Annotated in this window: 24 protein-coding genes and 1 pseudogene; 8 read left to right on the top strand and 17 right to left on the bottom strand. The window is 48.4% G+C overall.

Annotated elements, in window-relative coordinates; translation table 11 throughout:
• Window positions 1-92: 92 nt before the first annotated feature.
• Together AC1VOR_RS10585 and AC1VOR_RS10580 are read right to left on the bottom strand one after the other, a co-directional pair.
• Window positions 93-650, bottom strand: a pseudogene (locus tag AC1VOR_RS10585) (DEAD/DEAH box helicase family protein).
• Window positions 651-780: 130 nt separating this feature from the next.
• Complete coding sequence (locus tag AC1VOR_RS10580; protein ID WP_482617571.1) at window positions 781-1440, bottom strand: DUF2625 family protein; 660 nt, start codon at window positions 1438-1440, stop codon at window positions 781-783.
• A gap of 171 nt (window positions 1441-1611) precedes the next feature.
• On the opposite strand from AC1VOR_RS10580, the gene AC1VOR_RS10575 reads away from it, so the two are divergent.
• On the top strand, window positions 1612-2175 hold the full coding sequence (locus tag AC1VOR_RS10575) for a tyrosine-type recombinase/integrase (protein ID WP_482617570.1): 564 nt from the start codon (window positions 1612-1614) through the stop codon (window positions 2173-2175).
• A 91-nt stretch (window positions 2176-2266) separates the two neighbouring features.
• On the opposite strand, the gene AC1VOR_RS10570 is transcribed toward AC1VOR_RS10575, so the two are convergent.
• Window positions 2267-2950: a universal stress protein gene (locus AC1VOR_RS10570; RefSeq protein ID WP_482617569.1), complete on the bottom strand. Its 684-nt coding sequence runs from the start codon at window positions 2948-2950 to the stop codon at window positions 2267-2269.
• 123 nt (window positions 2951-3073) lie between these two features.
• Between AC1VOR_RS10570 and AC1VOR_RS10565 the strand changes: the two genes are divergently transcribed.
• The 7 genes from AC1VOR_RS10565 to mnhG are packed head-to-tail and all read left to right on the top strand — an operon-like array spanning window position 3074 to window position 8897.
• On the top strand, window positions 3074-5485 hold the full coding sequence (locus AC1VOR_RS10565; protein ID WP_482617568.1) for a Na+/H+ antiporter subunit A: 2412 nt from the start codon (window positions 3074-3076) through the stop codon (window positions 5483-5485).
• The gene (locus tag AC1VOR_RS10560) at window positions 5472-5894 is read left to right on the top strand and encodes a Na(+)/H(+) antiporter subunit B (RefSeq protein WP_482617567.1); all 423 of its coding nucleotides are present in this window, start codon (window positions 5472-5474) and stop codon (window positions 5892-5894) included. The genes AC1VOR_RS10565 and AC1VOR_RS10560 overlap by 14 nt, the downstream gene beginning before the upstream one ends.
• 1 nt (window position 5895) lies before the next feature.
• Window positions 5896-6234 carry a Na(+)/H(+) antiporter subunit C gene (locus tag AC1VOR_RS10555; RefSeq protein ID WP_482617566.1) on the top strand — a complete coding sequence of 113 codons (339 nt, stop codon included), beginning with the start codon at window positions 5896-5898 and terminating at the stop codon, window positions 6232-6234.
• Window positions 6227-7702 carry a Na+/H+ antiporter subunit D gene (locus tag AC1VOR_RS10550; RefSeq protein ID WP_482617565.1) on the top strand — a complete coding sequence of 492 codons (1476 nt, stop codon included), beginning with the start codon at window positions 6227-6229 and terminating at the stop codon, window positions 7700-7702. Before AC1VOR_RS10555 ends, AC1VOR_RS10550 begins: the two co-directional genes overlap by 8 nt.
• A 13-nt stretch (window positions 7703-7715) precedes the next feature.
• Window positions 7716-8195, top strand: coding sequence for a Na+/H+ antiporter subunit E (locus AC1VOR_RS10545; protein ID WP_482617564.1), 480 nt, complete (start codon window positions 7716-7718; stop codon window positions 8193-8195).
• Window positions 8192-8473, top strand: a complete 282-nt coding sequence (locus AC1VOR_RS10540) for a Na(+)/H(+) antiporter subunit F1 (protein ID WP_482617563.1) — start codon at window positions 8192-8194, stop codon at window positions 8471-8473. Before AC1VOR_RS10545 ends, AC1VOR_RS10540 begins: the two co-directional genes overlap by 4 nt.
• Window positions 8448-8897, top strand: coding sequence for a monovalent cation/H(+) antiporter subunit G (gene mnhG / locus AC1VOR_RS10535; protein ID WP_482617562.1), 450 nt, complete (start codon window positions 8448-8450; stop codon window positions 8895-8897). Before AC1VOR_RS10540 ends, mnhG begins: the two co-directional genes overlap by 26 nt.
• Before the next feature lie 132 nt (window positions 8898-9029).
• Here mnhG and AC1VOR_RS10530 read toward each other — a convergent pair whose 3' ends face one another.
• From AC1VOR_RS10530 to AC1VOR_RS10465, 14 genes are all read right to left on the bottom strand, one after another.
• Entirely contained in the window at window positions 9030-9560 is a 531-nt protein-coding gene (locus AC1VOR_RS10530) for a hypothetical protein (protein WP_482617561.1), read from the bottom strand.
• Between the two features lie 116 nt (window positions 9561-9676).
• Window positions 9677-10171 carry a DinB family protein gene (locus AC1VOR_RS10525; protein ID WP_482617560.1) on the bottom strand — a complete coding sequence of 165 codons (495 nt, stop codon included), beginning with the start codon at window positions 10169-10171 and terminating at the stop codon, window positions 9677-9679.
• A 180-nt stretch (window positions 10172-10351) separates the two neighbouring features.
• Window positions 10352-11278, bottom strand: a complete 927-nt coding sequence (locus AC1VOR_RS10520; RefSeq protein ID WP_482617712.1) for a carbohydrate ABC transporter permease — start codon at window positions 11276-11278, stop codon at window positions 10352-10354.
• Between the two features lie 153 nt (window positions 11279-11431).
• Window positions 11432-12334, bottom strand: coding sequence for a carbohydrate ABC transporter permease (locus AC1VOR_RS10515; protein WP_482617559.1), 903 nt, complete (start codon window positions 12332-12334; stop codon window positions 11432-11434).
• Entirely contained in the window at window positions 12331-14931 is a 2601-nt protein-coding gene (locus tag AC1VOR_RS10510; protein WP_482617558.1) for a DUF5696 domain-containing protein, read from the bottom strand. The genes AC1VOR_RS10515 and AC1VOR_RS10510 overlap by 4 nt, the downstream gene beginning before the upstream one ends.
• A 15-nt stretch (window positions 14932-14946) precedes the next feature.
• Window positions 14947-15567 carry a Yip1 family protein gene (locus AC1VOR_RS10505; RefSeq protein WP_482617557.1) on the bottom strand — a complete coding sequence of 207 codons (621 nt, stop codon included), beginning with the start codon at window positions 15565-15567 and terminating at the stop codon, window positions 14947-14949.
• On the bottom strand, window positions 15564-17024 hold the full coding sequence (locus AC1VOR_RS10500; protein WP_482617556.1) for a gluconolactonase: 1461 nt from the start codon (window positions 17022-17024) through the stop codon (window positions 15564-15566). The genes AC1VOR_RS10505 and AC1VOR_RS10500 overlap by 4 nt, the downstream gene beginning before the upstream one ends.
• A gap of 14 nt (window positions 17025-17038) precedes the next feature.
• Window positions 17039-17917, bottom strand: coding sequence for a carbohydrate ABC transporter permease (locus tag AC1VOR_RS10495; protein WP_482617555.1), 879 nt, complete (start codon window positions 17915-17917; stop codon window positions 17039-17041).
• 1 nt (window position 17918) lies between these two features.
• A complete protein-coding gene (locus AC1VOR_RS10490) occupies window positions 17919-18821 on the bottom strand; it encodes a carbohydrate ABC transporter permease (protein WP_482617710.1) in 903 nt (300 codons plus the stop codon).
• Between the two features lie 31 nt (window positions 18822-18852).
• Window positions 18853-21795, bottom strand: a complete 2943-nt coding sequence (locus AC1VOR_RS10485; RefSeq protein WP_482617554.1) for an extracellular solute-binding protein — start codon at window positions 21793-21795, stop codon at window positions 18853-18855.
• Between the two features lie 133 nt (window positions 21796-21928).
• Window positions 21929-23311: an ABC transporter substrate-binding protein gene (locus AC1VOR_RS10480; protein WP_482617553.1), complete on the bottom strand. Its 1383-nt coding sequence runs from the start codon at window positions 23309-23311 to the stop codon at window positions 21929-21931.
• 180 nt (window positions 23312-23491) lie between these two features.
• Window positions 23492-24508 (bottom strand): substrate-binding domain-containing protein, encoded by a 1017-nt coding sequence (locus tag AC1VOR_RS10475; RefSeq protein ID WP_482617552.1) that lies wholly within the window; start codon window positions 24506-24508, stop codon window positions 23492-23494.
• 98 nt (window positions 24509-24606) lie between these two features.
• Window positions 24607-25143: a hypothetical protein gene (locus AC1VOR_RS10470; protein WP_482617551.1), complete on the bottom strand. Its 537-nt coding sequence runs from the start codon at window positions 25141-25143 to the stop codon at window positions 24607-24609.
• Window positions 25144-25182: 39 nt separating this feature from the next.
• Window positions 25183-25767 carry a TetR/AcrR family transcriptional regulator gene (locus tag AC1VOR_RS10465; RefSeq protein ID WP_482617550.1) on the bottom strand — a complete coding sequence of 195 codons (585 nt, stop codon included), beginning with the start codon at window positions 25765-25767 and terminating at the stop codon, window positions 25183-25185.
• Between the last annotated feature and the right edge of the window lie 46 nt (window positions 25768-25813).

The raw sequence follows: 25813 nt of genomic DNA, 5'->3' as shown, positions 1-25813 counted from the left end.
ACATAAATTCCCACAAAAATCACAAATCTGATAGTTCCCCATGCCAGCTCCTTGTCTGTCTCGTATCTTGTTGACTTCAATTGATTTATTTACTACAAATTAAACTTATCTTTTATGAGTTGAGCTACTTCGTCTGCACTAAGATCAGAATTATTAATTTTTATGTACAAGTCTTTTGTGATTTCTCCCGGGTTGGAATTCAATCTGTGCTGATCCAGTGTGGCTATTAAATTTTGTTTAGATTGTTCAACATTCCTTTTGGTTGGCTTTTGCTCCAGCCTGAATGCAGTATCGTTTCTCTGTAGCCTTGCTTCAAGATCCGCTTCTAATTCCACAAAATAAATTTCAGCCCCTTGGGCTTCAAAAACATGACAAGTTTGATTAACAAAATCCCAATCCTCTTGAAGGTCAAATGCCCATACGTAGGTAAAAATCAATCCATACTAGTCGCTTCTGGCGAATGATTCAAACAGCTCTTTCCGGAGAAGACTGGATAACCTCCAGGTTTCACTTTCAAATCCAAAGTAGGGGTAGAACAATTCAATTGACATATGATTATGAAATAATTTTAATTCTGTTATTTGAGATAATTCATAGCCTACTGTCATTTTCCCTACCGCTTGGGGTCCAAATATTAAGATGAATTTAATAGCTATCACTCCTTACCTTATATGTTGAGCTCAAATCCAAAACACCCCGAACTCGATAAGAAAAAATGCAAGGTATTGAAAGACCGGTATCGACTTCGTATAGCTAATCATTATCGTCATTAAAATGGCTTCAGCCTTCTCCTCGCTTCAAAACACCTCTAAACTCATGCTGCAAACCCCATATCTCCTTTAACTCAATTGCCTGTTTGTGTGTATTTTCGATATCCTTGCCTTCCTTGGTCCACAAGTAAGGAAATATAGAGATTCCTTGATTAGGGGCTAACTGCTTCACGTCTTCTTGCCAGTTGTGCCATCTAAATGTCTCATAATACAAGTTCAGGTCCCCATGGAACACCCAATTCATAAAATCGGTGTAGCCTTTCTCCGTGTCCTCCCACTCCAAGGTATCCGGTGCAAAGTAATAAATATTGTGGGAATGTGCATCAAATTGACCCGTATTCATAGCAAATAACCCGCCTACAGCATCATAAGCAATAACATAGCCTTCCTCCAGCAACGGAAGCTGCCGGTTATCCGTCAATGACCCGTACATGGCTGGATGGCCTGAACCAAGGATGTGCAGCCAGCCGGAATCTACTACAATGCCGCCACATCCCAAGGCTATGGCCCCCATTGTTGATCTATTGGTGATCTGCATACGAAGCAATGCCGCTTCACCATCACTTTTCGTATTTTCAAGAACCTTGACATCAACCTGCGCTTCATCAATCCATTCCTGAATTATGGGCCAAGCTGAATCTTCTATAATAAGCTCTTCAATCGGCTTCATCGAAATAACGCTCCTTGATCAAGATATTGCAAGTATATCATTAATCAATTATAAGAAAATCCCCCTCGAACAATATCTCAGCTTTTATCTAAAAAAATTAGAATTATCAATTGTGATGTTACTTAATGTATGTTAATGTATTGTTAAGTAACATATTGGGAGGGATTCTCTGTGCAATATGTAAATCCGATTCGAGATATTGAGACCATACAAGCGATGAAGCAGGTGCTGAGGAAGCAATCGCTCAGAGATGTGTTGCTGTTTGTACTGGGAATCAACACTGGGATTGGTCTTCTTGACATGTTGAACCTTACCGTGCAAGACGTCTGGGACGGTCAGAGCCCCAAGCCATTCCTTTACCTTAAGGATGCAAATACCGGGGAAGTGAAGGCGTATTACCTGAACAGTAAAATCCGTCAAATTCTTAATGAGTATCTATCTGGCTGCGACGCATGCCCGGAAGATTATCTATTTAAATCCAAGAAGGATCGTCGTCCGATTACCCGTCAGCAGGCATATCGTATTATTAACCACTCGGCAAGGGAGGTAGGAATTACAGAGAAGATTGGTACGCATACCCTTAGAAAGACCTTCGGTTATCATGCGTATCAGAAAGGGATCGCCATCTCAATCATCAAATCCATTTTGAATCACCACTCCACTTCGGAAACCTTGAAGTATTTAGGAATCGACAAGCAAGCAGACTTACCCATCAAAGTAGATGTGAATTTATAGCGATTCTGCCTTTTGCCCATAAAAAATACCCTCCGAATCAACCCTCGGAGAGTATTCAATAACAGTAGCCTATATTCACAGTTCCTAATTATTATTCATCGGTGTCTTCCAGACCCAACGCTGCATCTATATCTACGTTTTTCAGCTCAGTGACGATTCCATCGTCCACCAGAACCTGCAATGTTTCGGCATCCTTCATGAAGCGGAAGATTCCGTTATCGAAATCCGTATCGACTTCTTTGAAGAATATGCCTTCAAATTCCGTATCTTTCTCGTGATTGAAGCTTAGCTTATAATGATTGTCTTCCTTAATCAAGTAAGCACGTGTTCCGTTTCTGTACATCCCTTCTCCATCCCGAATATAACGGGAGACCGACACGATGTGCAGATCGACAAAAGGAATTTCGCGCACCAAGGAATTAATGATGGAGCCCTTCGTGATTTGTTCCCAACGGCTCTGCGCTGTCTGACCGAGAATAATTTGAGTAATGTTCTTCTCACGGGCGAGTTCAGCAATAATCTTAGTCACGGGACGGCTCTCATTATCTTTCATAATGAACTCTGCCGAGCTATGGGAATTCGCATATTCTTTCCATTTTTCGATATAAAAAATTTTCTCCGCATCCAATTCGTCGAACGGCTTAGAGTCGATCGTCAAAATGTAAAGCGGAGCCTTCAACATACTGGCGATTTTACAACCGCGTTTGATTAGCCTTTCACCATTGGGTCCATAATAAACGCAGACAAGAATACTTTCATTGAACAGATTATCCATTTTTTAACTCTTCACCTCAAGGTTAAATAGTAGAGCTTTATTTAAACTATGTAAGACTATAATTGATGTTACGGAAAGAGTCAACACGAAGACTATATTATTCGAAAGTAAGGAGGAGGACGCTTGGCTATATTCTATATTTTTATGTTTCTTCCGTTTTTCAGTGCCCTGCTAGTGCCTTTTCTGTACAAGTATTTGAATCGTCAGATACATACAGGTTGGTTCGTATTACTCGCCCCCCTATCCATCTTGATCTATTTACTTCAATATATACCTTCTATTGCAGCGGGTGAAACGTATAAATACACCTTATCGTGGATTCCGACCCTTGGCATTGATATTACTACTTATGTAGATGGATTAGGTTTATTGTTCGGGTTACTGATCTCTGGCGTGGGTGCCCTGGTTATTGTTTACTCTATCTTCTATATGTCTAAAGGCCGGGAAGCACTTCATCATTTCTATGTCTATTTGCTGCTATTTATGGGAGCGATGCTGGGTCTGGTATTCTCTGACCATCTGCTTGTGTTATATGGCTTCTGGGAGTTAACCAGTGTATCCTCCTTCTTATTAATTGCTTATTGGTACGAGCGCAAGAGCTCGCGTCAGGGCGCATTGAAGGCTATGCTGATTACCGTGATTGGTGGCTTCGGCATGCTTGCTGGCTTCATTATGCTTATCATGATGGGCGACACCTACAGCATACGGGAGATTATCGCTCAGGTAGATGTGATTCAGGGTCATGCTCTATTCATCCCTGCGATGTTGTGCATTCTCCTGGGAGCCTTCACCAAATCGGCGCAATTTCCGTTTGGTATCTGGCTGCCCGATGCGATGGAAGCCCCTACTCCAGTAAGTAGCTACCTGCATTCCGCGACCATGGTCAAGGCAGGCATCTACTTGGTAGCTCGTATGACACCGATCTTTGGCGGCAGTTCCGTATGGTTCTGGCTTGTCGCCGGTGTCGGAATTATTACGCTACTGTACGGCTCCTTGTCTGCCCTTCGTCAGACTGACCTTAAAGCGTTGCTGGCCTACTCCACGATCAGCCAACTAGGCTTGATTATGAGCTTGCTTGGTGTAGGCTCCCTGGCAGTGTATTTTGGTCCTGGCGAGCAAGGTACGGTTTTCACCGTGGCTACCTTTGCCGCCCTGTTCCATCTGTTTAACCACTCTACCTTCAAAGGCAGCTTGTTTATGGTCGTCGGTATTATTGACCATGAGACAGGTAAGCGGGATGTCCGATATCTGGGTGGCTTGATGCAGGTGATGCCGATTACGTTCACCATCGCCATGATCGGTGCCTTCTCCATGGCAGGACTACCGCCATTTAACGGCTTTCTGAGTAAGGAAATGTTCTTTGGTGCCGTGACAGAACTTGCCCATGTAAGTACCTTCGGTCTTGAGAGTATCGGTATTCTGTTCCCGATTATCGCCTGGGTGGCCAGCATATTTACCTTTGTGTACTGTATGATTTTCGTCTTCAAGACCTTTGGCGGCAAATATCATCCCGAGAAGCTGACGCGTAAAGTGCATGAGGCCTCCCTGGGCATGTTATTCGCCCCAATGGTCCTGGGCCTGCTCGTCGTGTTGATCTTCTTCTTCCCGAACGTGCTTGGCAAATATATTCTGGCTCCGGCGTTAACCTCGGTACTGCCAATGATGCCTGTCACCGCGTACGATTTGAAGATCAGTGCGTGGCATGGGTTCAACATGGAACTGCTAATGACCATTGGCGTCGTCGTGATTGGCTTCCTGCTGTTCAAGTCAGCCAGACGTTGGGTCCGGGTGATTCGTAATTATCCGCAAGAGTTAACCTTAACTCATCTGTACAATATAGCTTTACCTGCTATGGAGAAAGGTGCAGCTTCATTAACCAATCGTTACATGACAGGCTCACTAAGACATTATCTGAGCTACATTTTCTCCTTCTTCGTCATGTTATTGCTGGGCTCGCTTCTCTTGCTTTACGGAATTCAGTTCGACTTCTCCAACAATGCGAGCATCAGCCTGTTCGATGCTGGTCTCGTCCTGGTCATGATCATTGCGGCTCTAACCGTACTGTTCACGAACCATCGCGTTGTAGCCATTGTGGCGCTAGGAGCGGTTGGCTACATGGTATCCATGTTCTTCGTCATCTTCCGCGCTCCAGACCTGGCATTGACGCAAATGGTGGTCGAAACGGTGACTACCGTATTGTTCCTGCTCTGCTTCTATCATTTGCCGAAGCTCAAGAAGGACATCGAGCGCATTCCGTTCAAATTAACAAATCTTATCATCTCGTTATCCGTCGGGTTGACCGTAACGATACTGGCGCTTTCGGCCAATGGGCACAAATTGTTTGAACCAATTACCTCATTCTTCGAAAATGCCTTTGAACTGGCAGGGGCTAAAAATATCGTCAATGCCATATTGGTAGATTTCCGTGGCTTCGATACCATGCTGGAGATATCCGTTTTGACTATCGCTGGATTGGGTGTCTATGTCCTTATCCATCAGCGCTCCAAAAGGAGGGAACACGATGAAACCGAATAATGTCATCCTGCAAACGGTCACTCAAGTTGCTGTATTCATTATCTTTACCTTCTCCATCTATTTGTTCATGAACGGCCATCATAATCCGGGCGGCGGTTTCATTGGTGGACTTAGCACCGCAGCGGCCATCGTACTTCTCTATCTCTCCTTCGGCATTGAGAAGGTGCGGGAGAATATTCGTATCGACTACAAGAAGCTTGCCGCCGTTGGTGTCTTCCTTGCTGTAGGCACGGGGCTTGCAGGCGTGATCTTCGGTCAGCCGTTCCTGACCCAGACTTTCGGTCATGTGCAGTTACCGATCTTCGGAGACACCGAGCTCGCCTCAGCCCTGATCTTCGACACCGGCGTAGCCTTGGCCGTAATCGGTACTGCCGTCAATATTATTCTAAGCATATGTGAGGACCGCTAATATGGAGACTTTAATCATTCTGCTAGTCGGCGTGCTAATATCCATTGGCACCTACTTGATTCTATCCAGACGGCTGCTGCGCATCGTGCTTGGTTCATCCCTGATCAGCCATGCGGTGAATTTGCTGATTATGACCTCCGGTGGTCTGAAGACGGGGGCGGCTCCCCTGCTGAGCGAGAAAACGAAGCAATTCACCGATGCCATCCCGCAAGCCTTGATTCTCACGGCCATCGTCATCAACTTTGCCGTAACCGCGCTAGTATTAGTTCTGGGTTACCGTGCCTATCAGAGCTACGGAACCGATGACATGGAACAGTTAAGGGGAAATGAGTATGAATAACTTGTTAATTGCTCCGGTCGTTATCCCTTTGTTAACGGGAATGGCCCTCATCATTTTACAGAAGAACATCCGGCTCCAACGGGCACTTAGCCTGATCGCCTTGTGCGTTACCGCCTTTATCGCCATCATGCTGATCAATCGGATCAGCCATGGAGGGATTCAAACCTTGCAATTAGGCGGCTGGGAAGCACCATTTGGCATTAGCTTTGTGGGTGACATGTTCAGCGCTCTGCTGCTACTGGCTACCTCCATTGTCGCTATAGGCTGTGTGATTTTTGCCTTCTCTTCCACGGAACGACGGCAGGAAAAGCTCTATTTCTATCCTTTGTTTTTATTTCTGATTACAGGGGTTAACGGTTCATTTTTAACGGGTGACTTATTTAACTTATACGTATTTTTTGAAGTGTTTTTGGTTGCTTCCTACGTCATGATTACCTTAGGTGGTACCCAAAAGCAGCTTCGTGAGTCGCTCAAATATATCTTCACGAACATCATATCGTCTGCCTTCTTCCTCATGGGCGTAGCTTACTTGTATTCTATCACTGGCACGCTGAACCTGGCGCATCTCTCGATGCGGATTGCTGAGGTAGGGCAAGATGGACTGATTACTACCGTGGCACTATTGTTCCTGATTGTTTTTGCTCTTAAAGCCGGATTGCTGCTCTTCTTCTGGTTACCGGGCTCGTATAGCGTGCCGCCCACAGCCGTTTCTGCTATCTTTGCGGCCTTGCTGACCAAGGTTGGTATCTATGCCATCTTCCGGATGTTTACCTTGATCTTCTATCACGAACCACAAGTCACTCATCTTGTCATCGGCATACTGGCGGCTGCAACCATGATTCTGGGGGGACTGGGTGCGATTGGCTTCTGGGATTTGCGCAATATTCTCACCTACAATGTCATCATCAGCGTTGGATTCATCATGCTGGGCTTCGTCTCCATGACAACGAACGGCATGATGGGCTCCATCTATTATTTGCTCCATGACATGATCATAAAGGCACTTGTATTTCTCATAGGCGGAACCATCATTCATTTAACGGGAACTAGCCGATTGAAGGAGATTGGTGGCTTGATACGCTTGCAACCTTGGCTTGGCTGGATGTTCCTGATTGCTGCCTTATCCATGGTCGGTATCCCTCCACTCAGCGGCTTCCTCGGCAAAGTGTTCATTACCCGTGGTGCCTTTGAGTCCGGTTACTTCTGGCTTGGCGCCATCGGACTGGTAGCGAGCTTGTGCATCCTCTACTCCATGATCAAGCTGTTCATGAATGCCTTTTGGGGTGACACGATGCTGAATGAAGAAGAATTGAAGGGAAATGCCAAGGGCTTGCTGTTCCCCATTGCTTTCCTGACTTGTGCCAGTCTAGTCTTGGGAATCGGTGCCGAAGGGATTGCCGGTTACGTAACCCAAGCTGCCAATGAATTGCTAAATCCAAACCTGTACATTCAAGCCGTGTTCAAATAAAGGAGGGATAGCCATGCCCGTTCAGGTACTGCTTAACATCTTCATCGCTTGCTTGTGGATGTTCCTGCAAGATAACATCAGCGTATTGAATTTTATCAGCGGTTACTTTGTAGGTGTATTTATATTATTGTGTACACGTCGATTCTTTAAAGACCGCTTCTATGTATTCACGCTGGCCGCCATTGGCAAGCTGTTCATTATTTTCATTCATGAGTTGATCACCTCTTCCGTGATGGTCATGAAGCATGTGCTACGCCGCAAGATTGAAGTGACTCCGGGGATTTTCAAGGTCAGAACCGACTTGGAGGGAAGTCTGGAGGTTACCCTGCTCTCTCTGCTGATCTGCTTAACACCGGGCTCAGTGGTAATGGAGCTTACGCCTGATTCCAAGGTACTCTTCATTCATGGCCTGAACTTGCCCGAGTCCAAAGAATCCGTCATCAAGTCGATCTCCGTGTTCGAAAAAGCGATAAAGGATGTGACGAGAAAATGATCTTCCAGGCGATACTGCTCATCGCTTTAGGCATATTGATGCTCTCAATCCTTGCGAATATGTACCGAGTCGTGAAGGGACCTTCCGGGGCGGACCGTGTTCAAGCCCTGGATTCCATCGGCATCAATATGATTGCCAGCATTGCGGCCTATTCCGTACTTTTCCATACTCATGCCTTCTTTGATCTTATCTTGCTGATCGGAATTCTCTCGTTCATCGGAACGATTGCCTTTGCCCGGTTTATAGAGAGGGGTGTTGTCATTGAGCGGAAGCGGTGAAGCCGTAGGAGCCATCCTCATTCTGGTCGGGGCCATCTTCAGCTTGATTAGCGCCATCGGAGGCATACGTTTGCCCGACGTGTATACCAGGTCTCATGCTGCATCTAAAAGTTCTACGCTTGGCGTGCTGTGTGCGTTGGTAGGAACCCTGCTATTCTTCCTGATCTCCGACGGATATTTCAGCATTCGCCTCATCCTGGGCATCTTCTTCGTATTCCTGACTGCGCCGGTGGCTGCTCATGTTCTGTGCCGGTCAGCTTACCGCAATGACGTCCCATTAGTGGGAACGGCCGAGGATGAATTGAAGGACTATTACATGGAGAATGAGAACACGGACGAGGACAAAGAAGAAGTGACCGAAAATGAACTCCCTACCATCAAGTTGACCGACAACGAGACGCCGCTTCAGGTATCGGAGACTTAAGGGGCGACAATAAACAGTTAGGGTACAATAGAGAGCCTGCGGGAAATTGTTGATCATACTTTTAACCAAACAAAACGAGCCACGGTTCAGACCGAGGCTCGTTTTGCTATTTAGATTCAGTTGTAGATGATGCTATATCATGCCCACCGCTGAGAAAACAGTCAGCAGCACCGTGGCAATTAAACTCGCAATGGAGGCGAATATGCCAACCCCAAACCCTATACGGAACAAGAACGGTGTCTTCTTTCTAATGAAGTATCTCACCTCAGCAAGTGCGTTGGCATGGGGAATAGAAATCTTACTGTAGGGCTGATCTTCAATATCAAAGGTGAAATGACCGGTCGGCACGGAGAACGTATAGAGTAATCGGCGTACCACCCCTATCATTGTTACCGTATTGGTCCCTGCTATACTGTAATACATAGTCACCTTCTCCATCCTTGAGTTCACAAGCAATGGATTCTCCACCATAAGACGATTAATCCGAAGGCCCCTGGTCTCTCCCCACAGTCCGTAGTCCCCTTCTTCAAGATGTACCGTTTGCCCGGGTCGCAGTTGGTCTACAATAATCGGCGACGCGAAGGTCAATCTCCCCATCTTGACTGTAAAGATAATCAAACTTACGGTTAAAATAATACCTGTAATCAATATGAATAGCATCATGTCTGTACCCGCACCTCCTCATCTTAATTTAAACCAATCCTATCCAAGAAACAACGGTTCGGCTCCCAAGGGAAAAAATCTGATGGGAAGATGAAGTATGCAATGTTAGCCGCAAATTATAACTTGGTTGATGGAGTTACAGAGGGTTTGGCAAGATTCAGTTTAGGTGGGACATAGCCGAGTTGTCTGCCTATTTTCACTATTTGTCCTTGATGATGAAATTCGTGAGTGGTGGTGTGCGTAAACAACCATAATTCCGTTAGCTCTGCATTCTCACTCTTCCAGGGAGCTTGCGTATCAGGGTCCCAGGTGCCTTTAAACTCATCGAGAAATTCATAGACCAGAGCATCGATTTTCTTAAAGGCTTCGCGCATTTTCTGTACATTATCTAAGGCTCCAGGCTTCACTGGAGCAAGTGATTGACTCAACGCCCGACTTCCTAGCCATATCCGGTAGCAGTCGGCCACATGGGCATGCAAGCTGTGAATCGAAGCTCCTCCAAAGTTCTCCACTTCCTGCACGTAATCTGCGGGAGACATCGTTTCACAATAACGAAATAAGGATTCCCTTGTAGTTTGGATCATGCCATATTGGATTTTGAGTAGGTTCATCATCTAGTCTCCTTTAATATTCAAATTTACGCTTGCTTGCCTCTACATGACTATATTTAGTCTCTACGCCAATTCCGACATTAGGTATCTATAATAACTATTATATTTTATCAGGTCAAGGAATGAGCCACCCGCACTTCTTCCAAAAAAAAGTGAACGCAGGAAGCGTCCACCTCTTCATTACCCCACAATCCCGCTACGCTCCACGCTTTCCACGAAATAACGCTGCACGAACATATACAGGACAATTAACGGGATGATGACCAGCAAGATGCCGGTATCTACAATCATGGCGATGTAATTTGGATCGACCTTCACATTGGGATCATAGCCCCCGGGCTGCATCGACTGGATCACCGTATTGGCATTGGCGGCAATGGAAGCAATCATCGTGGGCATCAGATTCATCTGGCTCATATACAAGGAGGTATAGAACGAATCGTTATACTGCCAGACGAAGGAGAACAGCAGTACCGTCACTAGCGGCGGAATGGCATTGGGGAGCATAATGCGAAAGAAGGTCTTGAACCCGCCCGCCCCATCAATGAGAGCAGACTCTTCAATCTCCTTCGGCAAGCCTCTGAAGAATTGGCGGAAGATATAAATGAATAGTCCTGCCTTAAGCCCATTAGCCGTCATTGCGGAAATGGTCGTGGGCCAATACGTATTGATTAGGTTCACTCCATCCCTGCCTGTGATGAGATGAATGATCCCCAGAAAATCAAAATTGCGAAAATGCAGATACATCGGAACCATCAGCGTGTTAGCTGGAATCAGAATGGTGAGCACGGCCAGAGCAAACAATATGTTTTTCCCTGGAAAGTTAAATCTGGCGAACCCATACCCGGCCAAGGCACAAGACATCGTCGTTAATAGCATGGTGATGGTGACAAATATAAGCGTATTGCCGAGTGTAGGAAAATAATTCAATACCCTAAGCGCAATCTTGATATTATCCAACGTAAAATGCTGGGGTATCAAGAAGATGGTGGGATTATAAATATCCTGCTTATCCATGATTGCCACCGATATTTTGCGAATAATCGGGTACAGGATGACAAAACAAATCCCTAAAATGATTGCATACCTGAATATAGACCACAGCATGTGCTGGGCGTAGCTACGCCATCGATGTCCCTGATTGCCGGTGAAGGCCTGCTGCGTATTTACCGCCCATTTTCGCCATTGCATGTCTGCTTCCTCCCTTCAACGCTAGGAGCGAACCCTACTTCACTTACTAGGAGGCCGCCCCGCTTCGATTCAGTTATAATAGAAAACTCTGCGGGAAATCGTCATTCCTATGACAATCAGAATGAGACCAATCACCATGGTGTACAGCCAGGCCATCGCCGCACTGAGGCCAAAATCGAGCGATTGAAATGCCGTCGTATAAATGGTGCGTGTGATGGTACTGCCGGAGAAGGAGTCTATAATTGTATAAATTACATTCGTCAGAATTAAGGGACTTACCATCGGGAAGGTAATTTTCCAGAAGGTCTCATAAGCAGTAGCTCCCTCAATCTTGGCTACCTCATACATCGAACCGGGGATCGCTTGCAGTGCGGCCAGGAAAATGATAATCTGCACGCCGGAGCTACTAATAATGTCGTAGATACGTAAGATGGCTTCAATCAGATAACTAACAAAGCTCATCGGGACCCCTAGATCCAATAACATCATGGCGATGTAGTCACTACTGAAGCTGGAGGTGGCATTGCCCATCTCATTAATGGCATTGCTGTCCCCAATCAGGTTAATCAGGCCGGAGGCTTCTGCTGCCGTAATAGCCCCAGAAGCAAGAATCACCGGCAGGAAGAAGATGGCTCTGGCAGCCAGTCGCCCTCTGAATTTCTGATTCAGCAGCGTGGCAGTGAACAAGCTGAAGAACAGAATTAGCGGCACATTCACCACCACGTCTACAATGGATTCCGTCAGAATCCGGTTGAAGTTGGGGTTGATCATTAATGCATTTTTAAAGTTGCTCCAGCCAACCGCCGCAAGCTCGTATCCCCCTTCGACGATGGTCAATTTGTGGAAGCTGAAGCGAATCGACTGCAATAACGGCATGAGGAACAGGAAAATAAAGCCGATGAGCCAAGGGGCGATAAAGGCAACGCCCAGCAACGATCTTCTTCGGGTCAGTGTCCAATGGAATCTCTTCACCGGGCATCCCTCCTTACCGCGTAATCCTTCGCTCCCACTACATGGCCTTCCACCTCAACTGCATCATCGTTATAGTTGACAATGGTGTATATCCCGTTCTCATATCCGGTCTGATACACGCCCTCTTGAAGCATCTGATGATCTACCATCCGGACAGCTTGCAGAGGTCCCAGTACCTTATCTAGCTCCAGGTACATGTTAGAAGCCGCGTTCAGCCAATTCTGATAGTTAGTTGAGTACAAGTAGTCAAAGCTGGTGAACTTCACCTCCGACGAATCGGAATGAGTGAAGACAAAGTATGGAGCCGAGCCATATTCAATCGCTCTAAGCATGGCCCATTCCTCATCCTGATCCGCCTGCAAATTCATAGGCTCTCCGGTATAGCCGATATAACCATGCAGCACCATCTGATAGAATGGAACCTCTTCATCCAAAATATGAAAGCCGCTAGAGCTGTCCGGTGCGCCAACCACATAGCTGGCATAAGGCAACGCATAGCTATTGCCCCCTTCAACTAATACATGCTTAACTTGCTCGCTAATCTTAGCCACTTCCTCCTCCACAATTACCTGGGCTAATTGCCGATCTACCGGACGACTCACACGGTAATCCCCATGAAGCTCCTCTCCCAAATCTCTTAATCCAATCCCGTCTATACCCAGCTTCCCAAAGTCCTTCAGGAACGGATCGACGAAATAAGGAAGCTTGGCTGGAGATAGCAAGTAGTAGCGGCCATACAGCATTTCACTCATCCGGTTAAGGTCTCGGCGATATGGGGCTTGCTGGGCCACCTCGCGGGTAATATAGCGGGCCGCATCCTGCGCAGGCGAGAAGTCTAAAGTATCGTGATATACCTTCTGGAAGGCCGTATCCAGATATAAGCGGCCTCCTTGATCTTCCAGCCAGGAAGATAGTGCAACCAAATCCTGCTTACTCCCCACCGCTCCCTGAACCTTGGCCGAGGATGGCTTATGCTTAACCCCACCCTTGGACCAACCCACAAGGCGCAATTGCAGATTGGAGACGCCTGCTGCAGCCAGTTCCTCGCCTATTTGCTGCGCTTCTTCCACTGTCGTTAAGGCATTGATCGCTTCATAGGGAACTCCCAGGAAGGAGGTTTGCTTCGTAATAGCACCTATAACGTCGAGATGAAACGGCAACGGGTTACTGCCATTCTTGCCAGGCTGCCCGGTCTGCTCCACCCCGGTAAATGCTACGCCAGCCAACAAGCGCTGCTGATAGACTTTAGCCATACCTGCATAATTAGCCTCGTCCCCTTGCAGGAAATGATAGTCCACGGCTATACGCCCTTGATAGGCTTGATCGGCAGTCAAGCGCACCTCGCTAAGCTTTGTGCCTGACATCATGAACAAGCTATCCTCCGAACGGACCTGGAAGCTGGGATACACATGATTGAAGGCGTTCAATTTACCGCCGATATCGGCATTTACGCTGGCAATGGCATCCCCTTCCTCAATAACAGCCAGCCACGCAGCATTGGGAAGCTTTAAGCCATAGACAGGCATTCTCGCGCTTTGTGCCACCTGCAATCGATTTCGACTGCTCCACGTATGATCCCCTCCGTACAGTTCCTGAGAATACCGATCATCTGTCACCTTGCCATTGTTCAAGTAGATCAAGGCCCCTGAGCCGTCCGGAACGAACATATAGCCTTCGGCTTCCGCCCCGGCTGCCCCAAAATACTCCAGCAAATCAATCTGATGAAGGGGGTAATTTGGATGTTCGACGACCTGCGACATGGGGATACTGACCTCCAGCCCATTCTCGTTCAACTGGTATTCCAATGGAATCACAAAGGAAGGCTTCGAGGACTCCAGGCTATCCATGGCCCCGTTCTGTTCATTGTCTATCGCTAGCTGCGCTTCGTCATAACCCGCTTGCTCGAAGGCCGACAGCATTTTTTGCAATACCAGTTCCTTCGATACCTGATCATCCAGACGCTCCAGCAGGCCTGGTTGATCCTTCACCTTGTAGTATCGCAGCGCTACATATCTTGCTGTGGCTTCGTCCAGCTTACTTAGCACCGCTTCTTCCAACCGCTCGGCCGTAATATATTTAGGCATCAGTTCCAGCTTGTTAGAGCTGTCTCCCAGCGTATAAATTACCCGTAGCCCGTTTTCGATAGCTTCTGCGGTGAACTGCCCTCTCGCCACGCTATCGGAATAGCTGCGGAATTGGAGCAGGTTTGTCTGGTCATCCCTGAACTCAAGGCTGAACTGAGAAGCCAACGATTCCTGCTCATAGACGCTGGCCGTCTTATCCTCTGCCCGCCCCGCCGGATTGGAGTACCAGATTTGTCCGTTCTCATGATGCTTGACGGCAATTTCGGTGGTCTCCGGCTGATAATACAAGCCAAGGCTTCCTTGCAAAGCGACCAACTTCATCCCCTCTACACCACCCCCTTGATCCGGGAGATAGGTCAACTCCTTTCCCTCCTCATAAGGAGGGGTAGCAGCTCTATCCTCCTTCAGCTTGGGAGAGATTGGAGCACCTGAATACAAGAGCGTAACGGTTACCAGCACCACACATATAAGCACCATGCCCCAACCCCATATCGCAATCTTGTTCTTTTTCATCTCTCACTCCCCCTTCTACTTCCGGAAGATCAATTCCGTATAGATGTTCACGACGAAATCGATGATTTGCTGAAATAAGGAGAACAGGAGCATCCATAGGAAAATAATGATCACGACCATCACGAGAGTCAGCGCCATCATCACTAGCGTTTTGCTTACGGTGTACTGATGCACGGTCATCGTCCCTACGATCAACAACCCCAAGCTCCAGATCAATGCGATTGAATTTAGTAAATAGTAGAAGGCACTCTCTTCCTGGGTAAGAAAGTGGCTCAGCAAAGTCGTCGGATAATAAATCAGCACTATAGGAACGAAAGAATAGGCGGTTGCCATCATAATATCCTTGAATTTGCCTTCCCCTTCCGTCAGCGTGCACACCGCCCAATTGGAGACACACCATAGGAAGAAGGCGAACAGGCTTTGCATCAGGTCACTGAAGCTGTTCAATGTTCGGGGATCCATGCGATTCACCAGGAACCCGGCATATTGCTTCTGAACAATGACAGCCCCGATGACCAGCAACAGAATCAGAGCGGCGATACGCAGCTTGCCCTTTTGCTCATATTTCATATCCCAGAAGCCGTCGAAGGGATGCAGGATAACATGCAGGGGGAAGGTAAAATCCTCCTTCTTCATAGCTCCGACCTCCCTTGCCTTCTTTTCCTAGCCGCTTGGCGTATGATCCCGACAGCCCCCAACCCCAGCATAACTGTAAGCACCGTGCTGAAGGATTGCTGCATCAGGTCCTTGCGGTATCGCTTAAAGGCAACGGAATAATAATCGCGATCCATGCCTAGCTTGAAATATTTCATGGCCTCCTGGTTGTTCTTCTCCATTAGCATCGCCTTGCCAATCCCGATATAGGCAATGTCGTAATTGCTATTCAGCCGTAGCACCTCACGCCATACCCCAACGGCCTCGGCTTCCTCCCCTGCTGCATGCAGGGTCACGGCCTCGTTCACCTTTCTACCGAATTCAGTGGTCTGAAATATGGTCAGTTCTCCCGCTGTCCGATCCAGCAATATCAGCCGGTCATGCCACTCTTCAATGGCAACGAGCGACTTGAAGGTCCCCTTCTGATTGCCTTTACCACCAAAAATATAGAGCAGATTGCCTTCCCCGTCATAGGTGAACACCCGGCCGCGTAAGGAGTCAATTACACTGAACATGCCACCTTCGCGTACCGTGACGTCAACCATTTTGGAGGGGCCTACATCGCTTCCCGCACCTGCTAATCGGAAGTAATTCACGTCGCCTTGAATCTCGAAATAACCGTATCGCTTGAGCACATCATGTCCGGAAGGGCTAAGCCGCTTGATCGGCTCTTTAGAATCTGTATCAATGTTAGTGGCATACAAGAAGCCTTGGTGGTCGATATCCAGATTGGAAAATTCCGTGGGAACAAATAAAGCCATTTGTGCACGCTGCGCCTGGGTCGAGATCAGCTTCCAAATGTAATCAGCGGCACTGGGATTGACTTTGATCGTCCCGATATACCCGATAAATTCACCTTCTTCATTGAACTGGATCAGCCCCTCGTAAATTCCTCGCGCCACAACGTAGACCCGATCGGCCCGATCCACAGCCAGCTTGGTTGGGTGGAAGGTGAAATCAGCGGTAAATAGCTCGGATTTGGGGTCCTCAATCATACGCTGAAGCTCGCCTTCTTTAGTGAATATCACAATCCGGCGATTCTCTGTGTCAGCTACATATATCGTCCCGTCTTCAGTAACAAACATCCCTTCCGGTTTGTTAAAATGATCCTCTCCTCCTTCATGGGTAAAGGAAGAAATAACCCTGGCAAGCTCCCCTTGATTATTCAGAATCACAATCCGGTTATTGCCGCTATCCAGCACATAAATCTCTTGCTCCTGGCTGACAAACACATCGGTCGGTTCCTTGAACGCTCCCACGCCAAGGCTGTCCCCGGACCATACCCGTTCCGGCAAATAAGCTGCCGGTGACGGAACAGGCTCCTCCCAATAGTTATAGTTGTAGCTTTCATAAGGCGCGTAGGCCGAGACCGGAATGGCGGGCATAAGGAGCAGGAGGATGGTCATCATCACCAGAGCTTGCTTTGTTGTTCCCTTCATTTTCATCCTCCTTCCTACTCTTTGATTCCGGACGATGCCATCGTCTCAATAATTTGGCTTTGCGAGAAGATGAACACCGTAATCGGCACGCTCATTAATAGCAAAGCAACCGCCGCCCCTACACCCGCACGGGCAATACCGCCCAGGATAATCTGGTTCGCCGCATAGTTCAGTGATTTCAGTTCCTCGCTGTAAATAAACGAGCTATTATCTGCGCCCCATAACATCTGGAACAGCAGGATAATCAGAGTCATCCAGGCTGGCTTGACGTTCGGCATCACGATGGACCAGAAGATGCGATATTCGCTGGCCCCGTCCATCTTGGCGGCCTCCAGCAAGGCATCGGGAATCTGCTCCATAAATTGCTTCATCAGATATAGTCCCAGTGAATAGGCGAAGGCCGGGATAATGATCGCCCAATACGTATTCACGAGTCCCAGCCAGGACATCATCATATAATTAGGGATGGCGGTCACTGCTGGTGTGAACATCAAGGACAAGACCACGATCTGGAACATCACTCCCCGGCCCGGGAACTTGTGCTTGGCCAAGGGGTAAGCCGCAGCCGAAGCGAGCAGGACATGCCCGATCATGCCCATCCCCGTCATAAATACAGTATTGAAGATGTACCTGCTGAACGGAACCCAGGAATCACCAAGCAGTTGGAAGAGGTCCGCGAAGTTATCCATCGTCGGATTTCTGACAAACAACCGCGGTGGGAACAGAAAAATTTCATCCAGTGGCTTGAAGGCGTTGTTAATGGCATAGACCAGCGGGAGGGCCATGAACGCGCCAACGATACCAAGGAAGCTGAACATGGCAATATTACCGCCGAGAGAACGATTGATTCTTTTTTTACGTCTGGGCAGTCTTAGCTTCCAGCGAAGCTCCATCCTATTCCCCCACCTTCCGCAACAACTTCTGCACGAACAGGTTCGTACTCAGCATGAGAATGAACAAGACGGTCGCGATGGCTGAAGCGAAGCCCATCTCAAAGCGAATCGTGCCAAAGTCAATCAGGTGCGTAACGATGGTCTCCCCGGCATAGTTCACACTCGGGAACCCCGCCAGATTGATCGATACGTCGGATACGGCAAAGGCCGTTGTGAGCTGAATGACCGCGCCGAACATCAACTGCGGACGCATAGATGGTAGCGTAATGTACCAGAGCTCCTGCCAGCGGTTGCGGATGCCATCCACCGCCCCGGCCTCGAACAATGTCTTATCCACCGTTTGCAGGCCGGCAATGAAGGCCAGAAAGCCTGTACCCAAGCTTAGCCAGAGCTGCACAATGATGATAATAGGCATGATGTACGCTTCTGTCTTCAGCCAGAGGATCGGCTCCAAAATAATGCCAAGCCGCATCAGCAGCCCGTTAATAATCCCGTAGCGATCCCCGGAGAACATGATCTGCCAGATGAAGAAGATGTTCCCGGAGATCGAGGGCGCATAGAATACCAGCGTCATGAAGGCGCGCAGCTTCGGGGATAGCTCATTGATGAGCCAGGCGAAGATAAAGCAGGCGATATAGCTGACAGGGCCTGTAATGGTGGCTAGTAGCAGCGTGTTTTTCACAGCAATCAGGAAGATGTCATCCTCCAGGAACAAACGGCCATAATTTTGCCAGCCGATGAATTTCGGGAATTCCAGCATATTGAAATGGGTAAAGCTGATCAGGATCGACATGATGACCGGCAGTACCGTAAACATGAGGAACAAAATGGCGTAAGGGGCCATGAGAATGTAAGAATGCCGATGCATCATGAGCGCCCGCTTGAACCTCGAACGCCGATTCATTGGTCTTTTATGTGCCACAGATATCCCCCCATCATCGATCCCGGGAATCAGACAGCCCGAATTCTCGGCGCTTCAAGGCAATCTCATCCTGAATGTATTCCACATAATCCATGATCGCCTCCCGAGCAGGCGTCTCTTCATTAACGGCCCGGTAGAAGGCATTGACCAGATGCCGCCCCGTGAAGTAACCGCCCGGCACCTCAGGAATACCGCGTACAGCCTCCAGTTGCACCGATAGGCTCTGATAATCGCGGATGGGCCAAGGAAGCTGCTCCAGCGCTGCCTTATTCGCCGTCGGATAACGTGCCGCAGCCCCCATCAGGCCCTCCATCTCCCTGCCGAATCTCGTCTGAATCTCTTCACTTGTCCACCATTTCATGAATTCCCAGCCAGCCTCCGCATCCTGAATTCCCCGGAGCATAATTAGCCCTGTACCACTAGCTGGAGTATCCCGCCGCAGGACCCCATCCTCTCCTCTAGTACCGGGGATGGGCGCAAACTCCCAGAGACCATGAATTTCGGGGGCAAAGACCGACAATTGGTTATACATCGTATAATCAGCAATACCAATCGGCATCTCGCCCGTGCGGAAGCGGTTCGCGAAGTCAAATTCCTTATCGAGCTTGTAGTCCGTATAGAATTCGGTCCAGGTCTTGAATACTTCAATGCCTATCTTGGAATCCAGATCCGATTGCTCTCCTTGGTTCCGGTAGAATTGTCCGCCTTGCTGGAACAATAACGCTCCATAGATCGGGTTCGGCGGAATATTCTGACCAGCATATTGCGGCTGTAAGGTTAGGGGCAGACCGAACTGCATATGGCTTTTGCTTAAGACAGACAGCATCGTATAGACCTCATCCCAGGTCTTGGGCACCTCCAGATTAAGCTCTTCCAAAATGTCCATTCGATAGAACATCATGTTGAAAATCTGCTGCTCCGGCAAGCCATAGACACCCTCCCCATAGCCGTACGGAACCATGGCACTCTCCCTGAACCGCTGCTCCACTTCCGCAAAATCCGCGAACTCGGACAAGTCCTTCACCGCATTGCGCATTGCATAATTCACCGGAATATCGTTGGTGACGCCCATGGCGATATCCGGCCCTTGACCGGCCAGGGTGGCTTGGAGCAAGGTGTACATGGGGACGAGCTCCACATTCACCTGAATGCCCGACTCTGGCGTGAACAGTTCGTCGATCATCGCCTTCAGCGTCTGCGACTGATCGCGCCCCGAGCCCACCCAGACCGTGATTGAGCCGGCATCGCTGCTCTCGTCGCTGACGTCACCAATCCGGTTGTAATCAATGAAGAAGGAGGAGAAAAACGTTCCTAGCTCATGCCTCACCTTGGACAACCAGGAGCTTCCTGGCTCGGGAAAGGCTTGATCGGGAGATATCACATACAGCGCATCCAATTGCAGCGGCTGTTCGCGGGCGGTCAGCATCCAGGTGCCCAAGCCTCCGGCATTGGTCTTCAGCGAGTTAAGCTGCTGCGGAATTTTATCAGGCCGCTTGATCATTTCATTTAGTTGGTCGCGCATGGTAAGCAGCAACGCTTCCTGGCTCCCCGCATCGCCACTCATGCCCTTCAAGCGCTCCAGGACCGAGCTGAGGCGATTCCGCTCGTTGCGGAACTTCTCCAGCAGACCAGGAATTTTCTGCTCTAGCTGGTAATCCCGATAGGGGTCGGGGCTGGAACTGGTAATCATCAGAATTTGCCGATAGAGTGCATTAATCTCAAGTAGCCCCTGCTCCACCTCATTAATCAGAGGGGCCATACTCGCCAGATTTACTTCCATGGAAATCTCATGCTTGCCTTGCGTCAGATAGAATAAATAAGGTTCCTCCTTGTGCTTGCCGAGTACCTCCATGCGGTAAGCATTGCCGTATTTGAACTTGATCTCCTCGACCTCCTGGAAAGGCGTCACCCCATCAATGCTTAACTTCCTGGCTGAATAGGTACCACGCACGAAGCTTTGCTTGGTGTTCATGCCGATATGATAGAACCCACTCTCCGGCACGTCGACCTCCCAGGCGATCCATTGTCCCGGTAGCCGCCAATTGTTCCCGCCAATCGTATTGATCTTCACGACGGATGAGCTATAGGGCGACACAGCAGGGCTGGAACGATCTGTTAGCGGATATAAGGTGGGGGAAGATTTATACATCGCATCCTCAGCCTGAATTTCAAGAGTGATACCGCTTGTCGGCTGTACGCCTTGGGTTTGCCAAGCGCTCAGCACCTCTTGATAGGGACTTGGTTCAGCCTCCTGGTAGAATATCAGCTCCTTCAGCACCACAGGCTCTCGCCCAGCTACGAATGTAATCTCATGGCTTCCCGCCGATAGATACCATTGATAGGGCTCCGAATACTTGCCGTCTGTATCCTTAACCGTTAATGTCCGCCACATCGGCGTCTCCATTTGCTGTGGCCGGATATCATTCCCCTGATTATCCACTTTGACCTCTGCGTAGCGATTGCCCCATACCCGGGGGAACTTCAAGACATTCGCTTCAAAGAAAGGTAGCTTGCCATCAATTAGCAGCATACGCTGGATATCCGTGCTCTTCCCGGCCACCGGGTAATATTGCACGGCAAGATGGTACATTCCGGCTTCTGCCACCTCTATTTTCCAGGAAATTGAACCTGCTTCCTCCGTTAACACAGACCTTCCGTCCATTCCCTCGTAGTTATCTTCAATCACCGGGGTCATGCCTTCGGCTGCTATATAATCCGCTGCCTCGATCCGGATCTCTGTCCGGGGAGTGGATGCTTCTGCATAGCTTTGCAGATATTCGGAGTACAACACCCGGTCCTTGAATCGGCTTGATTGGGACAAGGGCAAAGTGCTGTCCAGTTCTTCACCACGACCTCCCGCCGCCTGTGCAGGCCTGTCTACTGTAGAAGATAGCGGAACTGCGACAAGCCATACCGCCAAGAATCCAATCGCCCATGCTCTGTAACTACTTACCATCAATGTCATCCCCCCGTCAGACCCAGCCTGAACTACCGGTAGCTCATAAATATTGAGCATAGTTACCCGCTACCTGTTAGGTGATAAGAACCCCACCTTCAACAAGGCGAGGTTCTTCGTTATACGACTGCGATTAGTTGCCTAGCGCATCCACGGCTGCCTGAGCCTGCTGCTTGTATTTGTCAACCGTGGAAGTCACCGAAGCATTCTTCACAATGATATCCTCCACCACGGTATACAGCGGGAAGTCGGGATATGCATCCTCCAGCACCGGCATGCCTTTGCCCGAAATATGCTGCACCAGCATATCGATGTCCTCTTGATGCTTGTAAATCCCCTCCAGCCAGGATTGGCTTGGGAAGTCCTCTAATGGGGGAATGTCAACCATTTCCTCATAAATTTTATAGACCATCGCCGGGTCCTTAACGCCCTTGGGGATAAATTGACCCTGGCCTGCGGTATCCGCGTAGACATACTGGTCGCTTCCCTTCGGTCCCGTCGGAATGGGAACAATACCGAAGTCGAACTGAATGTCTCCCACCATCCACTCCGCAGCGATAAACATGGCCACGTCGCCATCCTTGAAGGTATCGGTCTCCGTGTATTCCATACGGTTACCCGTCTTCACTTTTACCACTTTATCCACGTTGTACAGCTTATTGACGAACTCCAACGCCTCAATCATTTTCGGATCGCTAAGCGTCTCCTTCTTCGCGGCATCATCAACGCCCTTGGCTCCGTTCGAGGCAGCAAAGTGACGGGCAACATCCAGACCCCACCCAGAGAAGCCCCAATAATCGTTTTTCCCGTCGTTATTGGTGTCTTTAGTGGCTTGCTTGGCAATTTCGGCGAACTTCTCCCAGCTCCACTTGCTTTGACTATACAGTTCCTTGAGGTCCGGCAGACCCAGTTGTTTGAAAATCTCCCGATTATACATCAGCGAAGTCCCATAATTACCCGGCCGTCCAAAAGAATACTCCCCACCGGCCAATGGCGCATTCTTCTTCATGAGATTTTGCTCGTTATGGATATTGCTATCTGCATTGGTGAATTCATCAATGGTTAGCAGCTGCCCCTTCAAAATGGCCGGGAGTGCGGCCTTATTCTCCAGCATTACAATATCTGCAAACGGTTCACCCGCTAGCGTGGTTGTCGTGAACTTATCCAGGTAGTTCTCGAAGGGAACATTGACGAACTGGATGTCCACATTATATTTCTCCTCCACTGCGGCAATCTGCTCCAGCTCGGCTATACTGGAAGCGGAATCACCCAAGGGGGTCAAATCCCACCAGGCCGAGAGCCGAATGACACGTCCACCCAAATCAATAGCTTCCTCTTCGGGTTCCTCCTGGTTCTCCTGCGGCTGATTGCTGCCCGTATTCGTATTGGTTGTATTGGCAGGATCATTAGTAATCTGTGCATTATTACCACCAGAGCAACCGGTCACGACAACGAGCATCAAGATTAGCAAACTTACCATAAATGGAGTAACCGCTTTCATTTTGCCATTAAACATAGACACCCTCCCTATCTTCCCTAACATAGGCTAACGCAACCACTCTTCAACCAAACAAAACCCCTGAATAGATATAACAATGACCTAACTTGTTATTTAATTATGATATATGTGCCCGCCTATGGTTTTATGTCCGTGAACACAAAAAAGCAGGGCCGCAGCCCTGCTCCTATTCCGATGTTATCTCGTAGAATCTCTCATGACCAAATCCCCCATAAGTAGCGTCTTGCTAAAATACTCATTAGGGTGTCTAACCCGATGCAGCAACTGATCCACCGCCTTGGCCCCCATTGCCTCTTTGGGCACATGAATGGATGTAAGACCGGGGTGCAGCTTCTCGGCATGGTCGGTATTATCGAAGCCCGTTACTGCACAATCCTCTGGAATGCGCAGGCCTCGTTCCTTAAGCGCATCATACACTCTTAAGGCAACAAAATCATTCGCACACACGAAGATCTGAGGTAGCTCCTCCACCGGAATAGACAGCACTCCCGCTAATTCATCCAAGGTATCGGATTGCATCAGTTGCGGGTGTTGCGTATGTGCCAGGTCGTGCTCGCTTAAGCTATCTTGAAAGGCCCGCCAACGTTCCCCAAAGCTAAAAGAATAATCGGGCTTGCCGACAAACTGGAATTTCTCGTATCCCCGGCTAATCAGCCGGGTTATAAGCTGCTTCATCATAAAGTAATTATCCATGAAGATGCTGTCGCATTCCAGCGCCGTATCCATATGGTCAATCATGACCAGCGGCAACTTCATGCTCTGAACCTCCAGCAACACATGTGTAGACACGGTCCCTACAGAGATCACACCTAGAATCATATCAGGATTTAATAGCTTGGTTACACTGTCCCTGGATAATTGAGTTAAGGTTACGATCGTCAAGCCCTGTGCTTGTAGCCGTCCCGAGATTGCAGTGAAGATATCGCCCCAGAACTTATTCTCCACATTCTGAAATCGAATGTTAGGAAAGAGGATGAGCACCGTCTCGGCGTGCTTCCCTTCTGGACTGCGAAAGGTTTGGTTAGTTAACGTGTGCTGAGTCGCTTGGAAGAAGCCCAAATCTCCGGCTACCTTAATAATGTAATCCCGAGTCTGTTCACTGACCCCCGACTTGCCCGCAAGCGCTCGGGACACAGCAAACTTAGACACACCCGCCCTATCGGCGATCTGTTGCATCGTTACCTTGCTACGCACACTAACTCCCCCGTTACTCTTAATATAGAACCGGGTGCCTTAACCATTTTGCTTCCAGCATAACAAAATAGTAAACCAAACACCAACCTGGAAAAAAGCTAGAGGGAGTCTGTGGATCGCTGCAAGAACTGACGATAGTAATCCCGCAACACCTCATAAATCCTTCGTATCTCTTCTATCTCCTTGTCGAACCGAAGCTGAACCTCTTCCCTCTGCTGCCTCTCTACATCAAGATCAAATTCGCTGTCCTCCATATGATTAAGCAACTCGTAAAAATATTCACAAGGCTCCTTAACCTGCTCAGACTGATCAGCATATCTCCCCGTCTCCAGCAAGAAGCTGGCCCAGGAAATCTCTCTTCGCTCGTATTTCAAATACAAGCACGCGATATACTGATCGGCTAATCCAACAGGCTCCCCAGCACTCGACTGCTCCGAGCGTATAAAGCTTCGAACTGCCTCTATCGCCTTCCCTTGATACGTCACACTCGCCAGCTCAATCGCCCAATACGGCGGTGTATCGTAAGCCAAAATCACCTCATCACAAAACAGCCGGTAATGCTTGTACCATATGAGCTTGGTTTCGAGCATAATTAGCAGTTGGTAGGTGAAAGATGGAGTGAGTTGTAATTTCATGAGAAGGCTCCTTATTTACAAAGTGTAGATATCTTCATACTAAGTAGCAAGAATCGATTCAATACTATAATCAAGTATCATTTTGATTTTATCGCGGGAAGCACCTGTCTTTTCCAACACCCGAATCCCATGTTGCGTAGTCGCCAAACTTTGGGCTATCACTTTGGCTGGAAATCGCGACGTAATTTCAAAGTTTTCTTGACCACGACGGATGACTTCTTCCAGCAGCTTTTCCGAATCTTCAAACAATGCATCAATTTCAATCTTTGCTTCTGCATCGTCTTCCCCTAACTCCAAGGCCATATTGACGATAATGCAGCCTTTGGGACAGTCGTTCAGACCAGATTCAAGTAAATTAGCTCTCCATAATTCTAACGTTGTTATCGCTGACTTTTCTTGATTTAATAACTTTTGAATCGAGTTCATGGCTTGCATCCGATATAAACGAAGTGCCTTAATAAACACAGCATGCTTATCGCCATATGCTCCGTATATGCTTTGCTTTTTCAACTTGCTAACTTCCACCAAATCCGCCAAAGACGTGCCTTTATAACCCTTCAGCCAAAAAACCAGCATAAGTTGATTCAGCACTTTATCATAATCGAACTCTCTCGGTCTACTCATTTTAATCCCTTTCACTCCTAGATTAAAATCAGTGCTTACACGCTCG

It is taken from the genome of Paenibacillus sp. 1SOY10, from assembly GCF_056836745.1.
The sequence above is the reverse complement of the archived record's forward strand: the minus strand, read 5'-3'. Positions and strand labels throughout refer to the sequence as shown.